The sequence below is a fragment of the Maricaulis virginensis genome, from assembly GCF_027922185.1.
Taxonomy (GTDB): Bacteria; Pseudomonadota; Alphaproteobacteria; order Caulobacterales; family Maricaulaceae; genus Maricaulis; species Maricaulis virginensis.
In genome coordinates, this window is sequence record NZ_BSFE01000006.1 from 1 (window position 1) to 14,176 (window position 14,176).

Below are 14,176 nucleotides of genomic sequence, written 5' to 3' on the forward strand. Positions count from 1 at the left end.
TTTTATGGGGAGGTGGATCGCCGCAAGGCGGCGAGACGGAGGGGCGCCGCGCCAGCGGCGATGTGTCAGCGACAAGCTCCACCGCCTCCCGGCGCTCGGCGCCGGCCCCTTCGACCCGCGGCTAACGCCGCGGCCCACTTCCCCACGAGGTGGGGAAGAAAGAGAGAGTGACGCTTTCCCCGGATTTATTCCGGGGTCTGGCGGCGTTTCAGAAGCAGGCTCAGCCGGGCCCCGGCACAAGGCCGGGGGAAGTGGAGCGAGCGGAGAGAGTGGACAAAAACAGCCCCAGACAGACAAACGCCCACCTCATCTCTCCGCCCCTTCTCTCCGCCCCAGCCCGCACCAACCCACAACAACCCGCCCCGAAAACCCGCGCTTGCACGTCTCCGAAAACGCTGTACTTTAATTTGTAAAGTTCTTGGAGGACATCATGTCGAACGATGCCGATCTTGCCTATCTGCGCTCTGTGGCTGAAGCCGGCCAGCAAGCACCGTCCCTCGCCGGGCGTTTCTTCATCTGGTGGGGCGGGCTCGCCGCGCCGGCGCTTCTGGCGCACTGGTTCATCATCACCGGCCAGGCCGGGATCGAGCCGAACCTCGTGGGCTTTGTCTGGATGGCCTACGGGCTGATCGGCATGACGGGCACCGCTTTTCTCGGCCGCGCCCTGCGCAACAAGCCCGGTATGGGTGCGATCAATAATCGCGGCGAGAGCGCGGTGTGGAACGGGGTGATGTGGCTGGTCGCCGCCTATGCGATCGGCGCCGTTGTCGCGCTGGTGCTGGGACGGGGTGACATGATCCTGTTCGACACCATCCCGCTGGTCGCCTTCGGCGGCTATGGCGTCTCCTTCTGGGTGTCCGCCAGCCTGGGCGGACCGCGCTGGATGCGGCCGATGTCCTTGATCGCGTGGCTGGCCTGCGGCGGCGGTATGAGCCTGGCCGGCACGCCGGAGCTTTACCTGTTCAGCGCCGCCGCGGTGGCAATCCTGGCCATCGCGCCCGGCGTCATCCTGCTGCGCGGGGAACCGGCCGGCGAGGCGGCGTAGATGGGCGCCGAATTCGACGCCTCCCGGATCGACGAGACGATCCATGGCCGCCTGCGCCTGGGCATCATGGCGCTGCTTTCGGCGGCAAGCAGCGCCACCTTTGCCGAGATCAAGCAGAAGACCGGTGCCAGCGACGGCAATCTCTCGGTTCATCTGAGAAAGCTGGAAGATGCGGGGTATGTGTCGGTCGAGAAAAGCTTTGTCGACCGCAAACCCCAGACCCGCGCCGCGCTGACAGAAGCGGGTCGAAAGGCCTGGCTGGCCTATCTCGACCAGCTGCGGACACTGCTCGGCGACACGCCTGGAAACTGAAGCCGCTCAGGCCGCCAGCCGGCTGCGCTCATGGGTCCAGGCGATCACATCGCCCTCATGACCCGCCTGCACGAAGCCCGCCTTTTCCAGCACCCGGTGAGCGGCATCGCGATCGTCGGGTGTGCGGGCCACCACCTGTTTCACCGTGTCGTGGGAATAGGCCCATTGCAGGAGTGTGTTGACCGCCTCGGTCGCCAGCCCCTGCTCGCGCCAGGAGGTCAGCATGGAATAGCCGATCTCCACCACGCCCTCGGCATCCGGCGCGCCCATGAAACCGCCACTGCCGAGCAGGCGGTGCATGACGGGCGAGATGAAGACCCAGGCCCGCCAGCCGGTTTGCTCGGGGTGAGCGTCCAGTGTCTCGCGGAGCCGGCGCATCGCCGTCTCATCGGTCAGCTCCGGTGGCCAGGACGGTTCGGGCTCGACCTCGAGCGCGTCGAAGAAGGCCTGGCGGTCATCGACCTGCAGGGCCGCCAGACGCGGGTCCAGCGCGACCAGCCGCAGGCGCGGCGAAGCGATTTCGATCTGTGTCGGCATCAGCGCTTGGTCCATGTCCCGGCCTTGCGTCCGGACAGCCGCAGCTGCCGCCCGGAACGTCCATCCTGATTGTGCCCGAAACGGGCCCGCTTGTCCGCCGGAAATCCGGCCGGCGCCCGTATCGCAGCTGTATCGCAGCCCGCCGCCTGCGGCACAGGCGAATCACGCAGAGTCTAGGCGGGCTTCACGTCGGCTTTGCGACAGCGCCGGGGGCTTTGCGACAGCGTCAGGCCTGCATGGTCCAGCCTTCCACACCCATCGCCGCCTGGCGGATCGCCTCGGTCAGGGTGGGGTGCGGATGGCAGGTGCGGGCGATATCTTCGGACGCCGCCTGGAATTCCATGGCCAGGCAGATCTCGGCAATCATCTCGCCGACATTGGCCCCGATCATGTGGGCCCCCAGGATTTCGTCGGTCCCGGCATCGGCCAGGATCTTCACGAAGCCTTCGGTCTGGTGATTGGTGCGCGCCCGGGAATTGGCCTGGAAGGGGAATTTGCCCTTCTTGTACTTGCGGCCTTCCGCCTTGAGCTCTTCTTCGGTCTTGCCGACCGCGGCGATTTCCGGCGCGGTGTAAACCACGCCCGGGATGACGCCGTAATTCACATGACCGGCCTTGCCGGCGATGCGTTCCGCGCAGGCCGTGCCTTCATCCTCGGCCTTGTGGGCCAGCATCGGGCCGCTGGTACAGTCGCCGATCACCCAGACATTTTCCGCAGACGTACGGAAGTGGTCATTGGCGATCACGCCGCGCTTGTCGGTCTCGATGCCGACATTCTCCAGGCCCAGACCTTCGGTATAGGGACGGCGGCCGATGCAGACCAGAACCGTGTCGGCTTCCAGCGTCCTGGCCTCACCGCCTTCGGCCGGCTCGATCGTCACTTTCAGGGTGTCGGCATCGGAGGCATCGACGCCCGTGACCTTGGTGGAGAGATGGAATTCCATGCCCTGCTTGGCAAAGATGCGCTGGGCGTTCTTGGCCAGCTCGCCATCCATGCCCGGCAGGATACGGTCGAGATACTCGACGACCGTCACATCCGCGCCCAGACGGCGCCAGACCGAGCCCAGTTCCAGGCCGATCACACCGGCGCCGATCAGCACCAGCTTGCCGGGGACTTTCTCCAGCGACAGCGCACCGGTGGACGACACGACCCGCTTCTCGTCGATCTCGACACCCGGCAGCGGAGTCACCTCGGAGCCGGTCGCAATCACGATATGCTTGGTGTCGAGCGTCTGCTTGCCCTCTTCGGTCTCCACCTCGACCTTGCCCGCACCGGCGATGCGGCCCTTGCCGACGAGATAGTCGACCTTGTTCTTCTTCATCAGGAATTCGATGCCCTTGGTCAGGCCATCGACGGCCTCGTCCTTCTGCTTGAGCATTTGCGGCAGGTCGAGTTCCAGACCGCCGGTCCTGATGCCCAGGCCGGCAAATTCCTTGTCCGCCGCTTCATACAGCTCGGACGCGTGCAGCAGGGCTTTCGAGGGGATGCAGCCGACATTCAGGCAGGTGCCGCCGAGGCGTCCGCGCTTTTCCACGATGGCCACCTTGAGGCCCAGCTGGCCGGCACGGATGGCACAGTTATAGCCACCGGGGCCACCCCCGATGATCACGACGTCGTAGGGTTCGGACATGGTCGCCTCGCAAGAGCTGGAATGATCGGTCGGACTTGCAGCCTATATGCCCATGATCGTGCGCAAAAGTAAGGCCCGATCTGCCCCGATTGGCAGCTTCGCGCGCAAGGCAGGCATGCACGGATCAGTCAGGATCCCGCGTGAAAACGGATCCGGCCAGCACGAGCACGGCGATGACGGTGAGGTCGAAGGCGTTGAGCCCCCATTCGACCAGATTGGCGCTGCCGGAATAGGCACGGTCCATGCCCGGCTGCTGGAACCAGTAGAGCGAGAGGAGGAAGTCGACCGTGAAGGCGATCGCATACACGGGCAGGGCCAGCCATGAGCGCAGGAGGAGCATCAGCGCCGCAAGCGCATAGCCGCCGACAAAACCGCCCCACACCAGGAAGTACCACAGCGGAAAACTTTGCAGCATAGTCGCCACATGCTCGTCGATGGCGAACGGACCGTCTCCGCTGAGCCGGTAGGCCATTGTGCCGCTGAACAGCAGCACTGCATAGCTGACCCGGAGCACGACCAGGCCCTTGAATACCGTCGAGAACGCAGTGGTTGCACGCATGAAAAACTCCCGCCGGAAGGCTTAACCCAATCCGGCGGGAGCTCTGGGAATAAAGAAATTTCGGGCGGTGAGGACCTTGCCGGCCTAGAGGTCGAACAGCATGCGTTGCGGGTCTTCCAGGTTTTCCTTCACGCGGACGAGGAAGGTGACGGCTTCCTTGCCGTCGACGATGCGGTGGTCATAGCTCAGCGCGAGATACATCATCGGCTTGATCACGACCTGGCCGTTCTCGGCGACCGGGCGCTCCTGGATCTTGTGCATGCCCAGAATGCCCGATTGCGGGGCGTTGAGGATCGGCATCGACATCAGCGAGCCGTAGACGCCGCCATTGGAGAGCGTGAAGGTCGCGCCCTGCATCTCCTCGATCGACAGCTTGCCGTCGCGGGCACGCTTGCCCAGACGGATGATTTCCTTCTCGATCTCGGCCAGCGACATCTGGTCGGCATCGCGCACGACCGGCACGACGAGACCCCGGTCGGTGCCGACCGCCACGCCCATGTCGTAATAATTCTTGTAGATGATGTCGGTGCCGTCGATCTCGGCATTGACCGCCGGGATCTCCTTCAGCGCCGAGACACAGGCCTTGATGAAGAAGCTCATGAAGCCGAGCTTCACGTCGTGCTTGGCGACGAAGGCTTCCTGGTGGGCCTTGCGGGCGGCCATGATGGCCGACATGTCGGCCTCGTTATAGGTGGTCAGGATCGCCGCGGAATTCTGGGCATCCTTCAGGCGCTTCGCGATCGTCTGGCGCAGACGCGTCATGCGGACGCGTTCCTCACGCGGACCGGTTTCGCGCGGCGCGGCAGACGGGGCCGGAGCCGACGGCGCCGGGGCCGGAGCGGAGGTCGAGGCCTTGCTGGCGGCTTCCGCGGCCTTCAGCGCATCGCCCTTGGTGATGCGGCCATCCTTGCCGGAGCCTTCGATGGAACCGGCATCCAGCTTGTTCTCCTCGATCACGCGCGAGGCCGACGGCATGGCTTTCTTGTCGCCGCCCGAAGCGGTTTCAGCCTTGCTGTCGTCCTGGCTGTCCGAAGAGGCCGCTGCCGAGCCGCCGGCACCTTCCGCGATCTTCGCGACGGCATCGCCCGGAGATACGGTATCGCCCTCGCCGACCAGCAGTTCGGCGACCTTGCCGGCCACCGGCGACGGCACTTCGACGGCCACCTTGTCGGTCTCGATCTCGACCAGCGCCTGGTCGATCTCGACCGTGTCGCCGACCTTGACCAGCCAGGAGCCGATCGTGCCCTCGGTGACGCTTTCACCCATTTGCGGAACGGTCGCCTCGACCGTCTCGCCGCCCTTGCCGCCATCGGCCGGCTTGTCATCGGACTTCGGCTTGGCGGCCTTCTTACCGGCATCAGACTCGGCCGGCTTCTCCTCAGCCTTGGCGCTATCCTTGTCGCCGCCCCTGGTGGCAGCCTTGCCACCGGCATCGAGCACGCCCAGCTTGGCGCCGATCTCGACCGTGTCGCCTTCCTGGGCGGAGATTTCGCCCATCACGCCGTCTTCCTCGGCGCGGACCTCGACGGCGACCTTGTCGGTTTCCAGCTCGACCAGGACATCGTCCCTGGAGACGGCATCGCCGGTCTTCACCTGCCAGCTGCCCACCGTGGCTTCGGTGACACTCTCGCCGAGCTGCGGAACGGTGATATCGGTCATGTCGGTTCTTCCTCTGTCAAAGAGAATGATCGCGCGCCCTAGGCGAGGGCTTCGTCGACCAGAGCTTCCTGTTGCTGCTTGTGCTTGGCGGCGATGCCGGTCGCCGTCGAGGCGGTCGGCGCACGGCCGACATAGCGCGGCCGCTCCGCCTTGCCCTCGATCTTGCCGAGGACGTATTCGATATTGGGCTCGACGAAGGTCCAGTAGCCCATATTGCGCGGCTCTTCCTGGCACCACACGACCTCGGCGTTCGGGAAACGCGCCAGCTCGGCCATCGCCGCCTTGTACGGGAAGGGATAGAGCTGCTCCACCCGCATCAGGTAGATGTCGTCGATGCCGCGCTCCTCACGGGTCTCCAGCAGATCGTAATACACCTTGCCCGTGCACATCACGACGCGGCGGATCTTCTCGTCGGCCTGCAGCTTGATCGAGGTCTGGCGGATCTCGCCTTCCGGCCGCTTCTCGTCGGCATCGTCCCACAGGACGCGGTGGAAGGAGGAGCCCGGCCCCATCGCGGCCAGCGTCGACACGCAGCGCTTGTGACGCAGCAGGCTTTTCGGCGTCATGATCACCAGCGGCGAGCGGAAATTGCGGTGGATCTGCCGGCGCAGGATGTGGAAATAGTTCGCAGGCGTCGAGCAGTTGGCGACCTGCATATTGTCTTCCGCGCACAGCTGCAGGAAACGCTCGGGGCGTGCCGAGGAGTGCTCGGGACCCTGGCCCTCATAGCCGTGCGGCAGCAGCATCACGAGGCCGGACATGCGCAGCCATTTGCGCTCGCCGGACGAAATGAACTGGTCGATGATCACCTGGGCGCCGTTCACGAAATCGCCGAACTGGGCCTCCCACATCACCAGCGTGTTCGGGGCCGAAAGCGAGTAGCCGTATTCGAAGCCCAGCACCGCCTCTTCGGACAGCATCGAGTCGATGACTTCGTATTTCTTCTGCTCGGGCGCCAGATTGTTCAGCGGCGTGTAACGCTCGGCCGTTTCCTGGTCGATTATGTGCGAGTGACGCTGCGAGAAGGTGCCGCGGCCGGAATCCTGACCGGACAGGCGAACCGGGAAGCCTTCCGTCAGCAGCGTGCCGAAAGCCAGATGCTCGGCCGTCGCCCAGTCAATGCCCTCACCCTGCTCGATCGCCTCGCGCCGGCCGTTGATGACCCGCTTCAGCGTGCGATGGATATTGATATCGTTCGGGATGCGGGTCATCGCATCGCCGACCGCCTTGAGGCGCTCGATCGTGGCCGAAGTCTCGCCGCGGCGCTCGTCATCCTCGGGCAGGCCCAGGCCCGACCAGCGGCCGTCCAGCCAGTCGGCCTTCTTCGGCTCGAAATCCTTGCCGGCGTTGAACTCGTTTTCCAGGAAGGTGTCGAACTCGTTCTCGATCGCCTCGGCCTCGGCCGCGGTGAGAACGCCCTCTTCCATCAGCCGGTCCTGGTATTTCTTCCGCACCGGCGGCATGTCCTTGATGATGCGGTACATGATGGGCTGGGTGAAGGTCGGGTCGTCGCCCTCATTGTGGCCGTAGCGGCGGTAGCAGATCATGTCGATCACCACGTCCTTGCCGAACAGCTGGCGGTATTCCGTGGCGATCTTGGTGGCGTGGGTGACGGCTTCCGGATCGTCGCCATTCACGTGGAAGATCGGCGCCTGGACCATCAGCGCCACATCCGACGGATAGGGGCTGGACCGGCTGTCCTTCGGGTCGGTGGTGAAGCCGATCTGGTTGTTGACGATGAAGTGGATCGCGCCACCCGTACGGTGGCCGCGCAGGCCGGAGAGGCCGAAACACTCGGCTACCATGCCCTGGCCGGCAAAGGCCGCATCGCCGTGCAGCAGCAGCGGCAGCACGGAGGAGCGCGGCGTGCCCGGTGCCTTGCGGCAATTCTCTTCCTGCTTGGCGCGGGCCTTGCCCAGCACAACCGGATCGACCGCCTCGAGGTGGGACGGGTTGGCGGTCAGCGACAGGTGCACCTTGTTGCCGTCGAACTCGCGGTCCGAGGAGGCGCCGAGATGGTATTTCACGTCGCCGGAGCCGAACTCTTCCTCGCCCTGGGTATTGCCGCCCTGGAATTCGTGGAAGATCTGGTGATAGGGCTTGCCCATCACGGCGGCCAGGATGTTCAGGCGGCCGCGGTGCGGCATGCCGATGATGATGTCCTCGACACCCATCGCGCCGCCGCGCTTGATGATCTGTTCCAGCGCCGGAACCATCGCCTCGCCGCCATCGGCACCGAAACGCTTGGTGCCCGGATAGCGCTTGTGCAGGAACTGCTCGAAGCGCTCGGTCTCGATCAGCTTGGACAGGATCGCCACCTTGCCCTCGGGCGTGAAGGAGATGTCCTTGTCCGGCCCCTCGAAGCGGGCCTGCAGCCAGGCTTTCTCTTCCGGGTTGGAGATGTGCATGAACTCGACACCGATCGGGCCGCAATAGGTGCGCTTGAGGATGTCGAGCATCTGGCGCGGCGTGGCGGTCTCAAGGCCGAGATAGCCGTCGATGAAGATTTCCTCGTCCAGCGCCGCCCCGGTAAAGCCGTAGGTCGCCGGGTCCAGCTCGGCCTGGTAGCCGAAATCGGTCAGCCCCAGCGGGTCGAGGTCGGCCGCCAGATGGCCGCGCATGCGATAGGCGCGGATCATCATGATGGCGCGGATGGAATTCTGGGTCGCACGGCGGATTTCTGCCGCGTCGGCGCCCGGGCTGGTCGCGGCGACATGCTCGGCGACCTTGTCGACCATCGCCGCCTCGTCCGGACCGATATCGCCCAGTGCCGAGACCAGATCGCCATTGGCCGCCTTCGGCCAGCCGGGCCGTTTCCACGCCGGACCGCGCGCCGCATGGCTTGCATCGGCCGGGGCATCGCCCATGGCGTCGAAGAAGGCTTTCCAGCTCGGCGGCACCGAGCCAGGGTCCCTGGCATAGGCGGCGGCCATCTGTTCGAGATAGACGGCGTTGGCGCCCTGCAGGAATGACGTGTCCAGGAAGGACTGGTTTTCGGGGGATCGGCTTTGGTCAGACATTGGGGGAAAGGGCCTGAGTCAGGAGTGTGTCTGTATGCGTCGCTACACAAGGACGGTTAAGCAATCATCTAGGACGGATGTCCAACGAACAGTACCGTTTTCCCCCGGTCTGCTGACAACTTGGTGACAGTGGGGTTTGCAGGGACGAGCCGGTACCCCCCTGCTCCCAGGGGAGAGGGAGGCGTGCCTCAGGGCAAAACATCGGAGCGCACGAAAAACCCCGCCCCGGTTTCCCGGAGCGGGGTCTTCTGAGGTCGCGATGCGAGAAGAGACTAGCCCTTCAGCAGCTCCGCCAGCGTGGTGCCGAGGCGGGCCGGGGACGGCGAAACCTTGATGCCGGCCGCTTCCATGGCTGCGATCTTGTCTTCCGCGCCGCCCTTGCCGCCGGAGACGATGGCACCGGCATGGCCCATCGTGCGGCCCGGAGGCGCCGTGCGGCCGGCGATGAAGCCGACGGTCGGCTTCTTGCGGCCCTTCTTGGCTTCGTCGGCCAGGAATTGCGCAGCGTCTTCCTCGGCAGAACCACCGATCTCGCCGATCATGATGATCGACCGGGTCTCGTCGTCGGCCAGGAATTTTTCCAGTACGTCGATGAATTCGGTACCCTTCACCGGGTCGCCGCCAATGCCCACCGCCGTGGTCTGGCCGAGGCCGACCTGGGAGGTCTGGAACACGGCTTCATAGGTCAGCGTGCCCGAACGCGAGACGACGCCCACCGAACCCTTCTTGAAGATCTGGCCCGGCATGATGCCGATCTTGCACTCTTCCGGCGTCAGGATGCCCGGGCAGTTCGGGCCCAGCAGCATCGACTTGGACTTGTCCAGCTTGGCCTTGACCTTGACCATGTCCATCACCGGAATGCCTTCGGTGATGCAGACGATGAACGGGATTTCCGCATCGATCGCCTCGATGATCGCGGCACCGGCACCGGCCGGCGGCACATAGATCACGGACGCGTCGGCGCCAGTGGCTTCCTTCGCCTCGCCCACAGTGGCGAAAATCGGCAGTTCCGCGGAGGCATCGAGACCCGAGGTCCAGCTTTCGCCGCCCTTCTTCGGGTGCACGCCGGCCACCATCTGGGTGCCGTAGTATTGCAGCGCCTGTTCGGTGTGGAAGGTGCCCGTCTTGCCGGTCAGGCCCTGGACGATGACCTTGGTGTTCTTGTCTACGATGATCGACATTATTCGGCCTCCTTCACGGCGGCGACAATCTTCTGGGCGGCATCGTCGAGATCGTCGGCGGCGATCACGTTGAGACCGCTTTCATTGATGATCTGCTTGCCTTTTTCGACATTCGTGCCTTCCAGGCGCACGACCAGCGGCACCTGCAGGCCCACGTCCTTGACGGCCGCAACCACGCCTTCCGCGATCACGTCGCAGCGCATGATGCCGCCGAAGATGTTGACCAGGATGCCCTTCACATTCTTGTCGGCGGTGATGATCTTGAAGGCCGCGGTGACCTTCTCCTTGGACGCGCCGCCCCCGACATCGAGGAAGTTCGCCGGCTCGGCGCCGTAGAGCTTGATGATGTCCATCGTCGCCATGGCCAGGCCCGCGCCGTTGACCATGCAGCCGATATTGCCGTCCAGCGCCACATAGGCGAGATCGTACTTGGAAGCCTCGATTTCCTTGGCGTCCTCTTCGGTCGTGTCGCGCAATTCCATGATGTCCGGATGACGGAACAGCGCATTGCCGTCGAAGGAGACCTTGGCGTCGAGCACGCGCAGGTGATGGTTCTCCATCACGATCAGCGGGTTGATCTCCAGCAGGCTCATATCCTTCTCGGTGAAGGCCTTGTAGAGCGTCGGGGCCAGTTCCATCATGTCGTCGCGGGCGACGTCATGCAGGTGCAGCGCTTCGGCGATCCGCACCGCATCGCCCTGGGTGACGCCGTATTCCGGATCGATGTCGATCGTGTGGATCTTTTCCGGCGTATCGTGCGCGACCTGCTCGATATCCATGCCGCCCTCGGTGGACACCACGAAGGCGACCTTGCCGGTCTCGCGATTCACCAGCAGCGAGCAGTACAGCTCGCGGGCGATGTCGGCACCGTCCTCGATGTAGAGGCGGTTGACCTGCTTGCCCTCGGGGCCCGTCTGGTGCGTCACCAGCGTATTGCCGAGCATTTCCCTGGCGTGGGCGATCACCTCGTCCTTGGAAAAGGCCAGGCGCACACCGCCTTTGGCATCCGGGCCAAGTTCCTTGAACTTGCCCTTGCCGCGACCGCCGGCATGGATCTGCGACTTCACCACCCAGAGCGGTCCGGGCAGCTTGTCGGCCGCAGCAGCGGCCTCGTCGGCGGAGAAGATGGCAACGCCCTCGGCAACCGGTGCACCGAAGGTCTTCAGGACGGCTTTCGCCTGATGTTCATGAATATTCATAGATGGGGCCTCGCGGGAGGATAAAAGCGAAGAAATGGCCAGACAGGACCCGCCTTATAACACTGGCCCGGCCAAGCGCAACGCATTCGCCTGCGCCGCACCTGACTAGGCCGGACGGCGGTCCTGATCGCCGGCGTTTTCGACGATCCGGGCCAGCGGCAGGGTCATGGGCGGGCGGGGCAATTCCGCATCCGGAGCAATCGCGGCGCCGGAAAAATACCGCACGCCGGCAGCAATCGCGACCTGCAGAAAGCCGGTATTCCCGACCTCGGCCAGCGCCGTTTCCGCCTTCATGGCCCGGGCCGAAGCGGTCCAGTCGGTCAGCGCCGCGACCTGCGCATCGTCAGGTCCGCCCTCATTGATGCGCGATGGCGTATCCGCATCGAACACACCGACCCCGCAGCCTTCGAAACGCTGCAGATCGATATCGCCGAAGGGCAGCTTGACCATCAGTTCGGCGGCCAGCGGTTTCAGCGAGCGGAAGATTTCCTGGGTGCGGCCGATCGGCGCGCCGGCAGGTACGCCCTCGATCCGCAGCCGGAAGAAGCGGCGCATCGGTGCGGGAACCGACTGCAATACGCCGATATAGTCCAGACGCCGCGACACGGAGACCAGCGTGGCATGGTGCACCGGGATCACCACGGCGCAGGGACCGCCGGCCGTCCGGGCCTTCTGGAAGCCGCGCTGGGCGGCGCGGGCGACGGCCCTGTCCAGCATGTGGTGCAATTCCGGCTCGTCGCGCCCCATCAGCGTGTCGCGGCCGTGGACCGCAAACCCGTTCACCACCCGGCGGGCGATGCAGACATTGTGGATCAGCGCACCACGCCGCGCATCCCAGACCGGCCGGAAGACGATACTGTCCCAGGGCAGCCTGCCGGCAGCCGGGGGCGCGGGCCGGACAGCGGCACCGGCGGATTTCTTCGTACCCGCCTCGACGGCCTGCCAGCGCGGCGCTGTCTCTCGCGCTGCCCCGGTCTTGTCCTCCGGCGCAGGCCCGGCAGCGGCACGGGACTCGTCCTGCGCCTGGGCGACAATCTCCAGCAGTTCGGCCGTGGTCACGCTGCGTGCATCGGCGACCAGTTCGATCATCTCCAGCCGCCGGTCGCCGAGGAAGAAGCGCTCCAGCTCGGCGGCGATGCCGGTGACGCGAGCCTCGGCCGCATCCGGATCGAGGATCGCGAACACGATCATGAAACCGCCGCGGCAGCGGATCACCACATCGGCCGCATCGATACGCTTCTCGATGAAGTGGGCCGCGACCTCGTAGATCTTGTCGCGCAGGCGTGGCCAGTCCTCGCCGGCCTCCTCGCGAACCCGGTCGAGATTGAGGAACCGGAACTGCCCCATATCGACAGAGCCGCGCCCCGCCAGCACGGTCTTCAGCTTGTTCTTGAGTTCCGGCGACATGGCAGCACTTCCCCGGGGACCCGATCCCGCGCCGCGAGGCTAGCCTGCAAGGTCTTGCCAATCGGTAAGCCGGCCGTGGCCCGCGTCAGGCCGCGTCGCTGGCCCTGTCGCGCAGATCGTCGAGCAGGCAGGGCTGCAGCGGCACCGGCAGGGTCGAGGCCTCGCCGACCGCATCGCCGATGAACACCTGGAAACCGGCATTCAGGCCGGCGTCGAGCTGTTCGAACGTCGCCACATTGGTCAGGCAGCCGCGGGCACCGAAGCGCTCGATCGACACCGCCTCGGCGGTCAACTGCTTGAGCACGTTTTCCTTGATATGCCCGCTCGCATCCGGCGCCGGCAGCTCGGAGGAAAACAGGGTAATGCCGCAATTCTCGAACCGGCCGAGCTGGATAGTCCCGACGGGGATCTTGGCCAGGATGTTCGAGCCGAAACAGCGCATGGCGCGGAACAATTCCTCCATCTGGCCCTGGGGCGCACCGTCCGGGATGTTGTCGACCCGCAGGTAGAAATACTTGCGGACCTTCTGGGGCATGCATTGCAGGATGGAGAAATAGCGCACCCGGTCCGACGGGCCGATAATCGTGTCGTAATTGACCGGGATGGCGATGGCGCACTTCATCCCCTCTACATAGCGCCGCATGAAGCCGCGCTGGGCGGCGATCGCGACGGAATGGTCGAGCAGCCGGTGCAGGTCCGGCGCCGCATTGCCCAGCAGCGTATCGCGCCCGAACAGCATGCGGCCACGATACTTGCGGCGGGCCAGGCAGAAATTGGCAGTGATATAGCCGAAGCGCACATCCCAGGACGGCATGAAGACAATGTCGTCCCAGGTCTTGTCGAGATCGGAGAAGAGATCGGCGGTCGAGTGCGACCACCGCTTGGCGGCAACATCGAAATCGGCGGAATCGGCGCCCGAGAGCGCCAGAATGGAATCGTCCGGCGCGTCGCTGTAGAGCCCGGCCAGATCGCCGCGCCAGTGGCCGATCGACGAGGACACGGCGGTCCCGGCGGCCTTCTCGTGCTTGAGCGCCTGCCAGTGCCCGACACTCCTGGATTTTTTTGCGTCCTTGCGCACCGGCTTGCGGCGGGCGGCTGAGGCCGCCTTGTCGTCCTCGGCCGAGCCCCCTGCAACCATGTCCGCCAGTTCGGCCATCGAGACGGTCTGGCTCTTCGAGGAGATTTCCAGGCGCTGCAGGATGCGGTCGCCCAGGAAGAAGCAGTTCAGCTCCTGCGAGATCACCTCCGTCTGCGCCGCCGCGTCATCGCCGGTATAGTCTGCAAAGATGATGATGAAACCGCCGCGGCAGCGCAGCATCACATCGTTCGGCCCGAGCCGTTTCTCGATGAAATGCGCCGCGGCGCTGTAGACCTTTTCGCGCAGATTGTCCCATTGTTCGGCGGCTTCGGCGCGAACCATATCGAGATTGATCCACTGGAAATGCCCGATATCGACCGAAGCACGCCCGGCGAGCGCGGTCTTCAGGCGTTTCATCGTTTCGACATCCATGGCGGCGACCTGTGCTGCGGTTCTCCCAAGGCTCGAAAGAGCGGTACGGAAACATTCCGATGCTAGCCAGCATGCTTCACGAAACTCCGAAGGATTTGCGGGGCCTTTGATTCAAAT

The 14,176-nt window shown here is 64.9% G+C and carries 11 protein-coding genes; 2 read left to right on the forward strand and 9 right to left on the reverse strand.

What is annotated here, in order from left to right; genetic code table 11:
* Positions 1-430: 430 nt before the first annotated feature.
* Both PKE71_RS11210 and PKE71_RS11215 read left to right on the forward strand, forming a co-directional pair.
* Entirely contained in the window at positions 431-1,045 is a 615-nt protein-coding gene (locus PKE71_RS11210) for a hypothetical protein (protein ID WP_271187065.1), read from the forward strand.
* Positions 1,046-1,357 (forward strand): winged helix-turn-helix domain-containing protein, encoded by a 312-nt coding sequence (locus PKE71_RS11215; RefSeq protein WP_271187066.1) that lies wholly within the window; start codon positions 1,046-1,048, stop codon positions 1,355-1,357.
* Positions 1,358-1,363: 6 nt separating this feature from the next.
* On the opposite strand, the gene PKE71_RS11220 is transcribed toward PKE71_RS11215, so the two are convergent.
* From PKE71_RS11220 to PKE71_RS11260, 9 genes are all read right to left on the reverse strand, one after another.
* A complete protein-coding gene (locus PKE71_RS11220; RefSeq protein ID WP_271187067.1) occupies positions 1,364-1,909 on the reverse strand; it encodes a GNAT family N-acetyltransferase in 546 nt (181 codons plus the stop codon).
* A gap of 211 nt (positions 1,910-2,120) precedes the next feature.
* Positions 2,121-3,524 carry a dihydrolipoyl dehydrogenase gene (gene lpdA / locus PKE71_RS11225; RefSeq protein WP_271187068.1) on the reverse strand — a complete coding sequence of 468 codons (1,404 nt, stop codon included), beginning with the start codon at positions 3,522-3,524 and terminating at the stop codon, positions 2,121-2,123.
* A 124-nt stretch (positions 3,525-3,648) separates the two neighbouring features.
* On the reverse strand, positions 3,649-4,083 hold the full coding sequence (locus PKE71_RS11230) for a hypothetical protein (RefSeq protein WP_271187069.1): 435 nt from the start codon (positions 4,081-4,083) through the stop codon (positions 3,649-3,651).
* 84 nt (positions 4,084-4,167) lie between these two features.
* A complete protein-coding gene (odhB, locus tag PKE71_RS11235; RefSeq protein WP_271187070.1) occupies positions 4,168-5,742 on the reverse strand; it encodes a 2-oxoglutarate dehydrogenase complex dihydrolipoyllysine-residue succinyltransferase in 1,575 nt (524 codons plus the stop codon).
* 38 nt (positions 5,743-5,780) lie between these two features.
* Positions 5,781-8,762 carry a 2-oxoglutarate dehydrogenase E1 component gene (locus PKE71_RS11240; protein WP_271187071.1) on the reverse strand — a complete coding sequence of 994 codons (2,982 nt, stop codon included), beginning with the start codon at positions 8,760-8,762 and terminating at the stop codon, positions 5,781-5,783.
* Positions 8,763-9,034: 272 nt separating this feature from the next.
* Complete coding sequence (gene sucD, locus PKE71_RS11245) at positions 9,035-9,943, reverse strand: succinate--CoA ligase subunit alpha (RefSeq protein WP_271187072.1); 909 nt, start codon at positions 9,941-9,943, stop codon at positions 9,035-9,037.
* Entirely contained in the window at positions 9,943-11,142 is a 1,200-nt protein-coding gene (sucC, locus tag PKE71_RS11250) for an ADP-forming succinate--CoA ligase subunit beta (protein WP_271187073.1), read from the reverse strand. The genes sucD and sucC overlap by 1 nt, the downstream gene beginning before the upstream one ends.
* Positions 11,143-11,247: 105 nt before the next feature.
* Positions 11,248-12,549, reverse strand: a complete 1,302-nt coding sequence (locus PKE71_RS11255) for a hypothetical protein (protein ID WP_271187074.1) — start codon at positions 12,547-12,549, stop codon at positions 11,248-11,250.
* Positions 12,550-12,634: 85 nt separating this feature from the next.
* A complete protein-coding gene (locus PKE71_RS11260; RefSeq protein WP_271187075.1) occupies positions 12,635-14,059 on the reverse strand; it encodes a hypothetical protein in 1,425 nt (474 codons plus the stop codon).
* Positions 14,060-14,176: the final 117 nt, after the last annotated feature.

Excerpts from the sequence above, each read along its gene's own strand:
- PKE71_RS11210 (WP_271187065.1), top strand. The coding sequence starts at position 431 with ATGTCGAACGATGCCGATCTTGCCTATCTGCGCTCTGTGGCTGAAGCC.
- PKE71_RS11215 (WP_271187066.1), top strand. The coding sequence starts at position 1,046 with ATGGGCGCCGAATTCGACGCCTCCCGGATCGACGAGACGATCCATGGC.
- PKE71_RS11220 (WP_271187067.1), bottom strand. The coding sequence starts at position 1,909 with ATGGACCAAGCGCTGATGCCGACACAGATCGAAATCGCTTCGCCGCGC.
- lpdA (WP_271187068.1), bottom strand. The coding sequence starts at position 3,524 with ATGTCCGAACCCTACGACGTCGTGATCATCGGGGGTGGCCCCGGTGGC.
- PKE71_RS11230 (WP_271187069.1), bottom strand. The coding sequence starts at position 4,083 with ATGCGTGCAACCACTGCGTTCTCGACGGTATTCAAGGGCCTGGTCGTG.
- odhB (WP_271187070.1), bottom strand. The coding sequence starts at position 5,742 with ATGACCGATATCACCGTTCCGCAGCTCGGCGAGAGTGTCACCGAAGCC.
- PKE71_RS11240 (WP_271187071.1), bottom strand. The coding sequence starts at position 8,762 with ATGTCTGACCAAAGCCGATCCCCCGAAAACCAGTCCTTCCTGGACACG.
- sucD (WP_271187072.1), bottom strand. The coding sequence starts at position 9,943 with ATGTCGATCATCGTAGACAAGAACACCAAGGTCATCGTCCAGGGCCTG.
- sucC (WP_271187073.1), bottom strand. The coding sequence starts at position 11,142 with ATGAATATTCATGAACATCAGGCGAAAGCCGTCCTGAAGACCTTCGGT.
- PKE71_RS11255 (WP_271187074.1), bottom strand. The coding sequence starts at position 12,549 with ATGTCGCCGGAACTCAAGAACAAGCTGAAGACCGTGCTGGCGGGGCGC.
- PKE71_RS11260 (WP_271187075.1), bottom strand. The coding sequence starts at position 14,059 with ATGGATGTCGAAACGATGAAACGCCTGAAGACCGCGCTCGCCGGGCGT.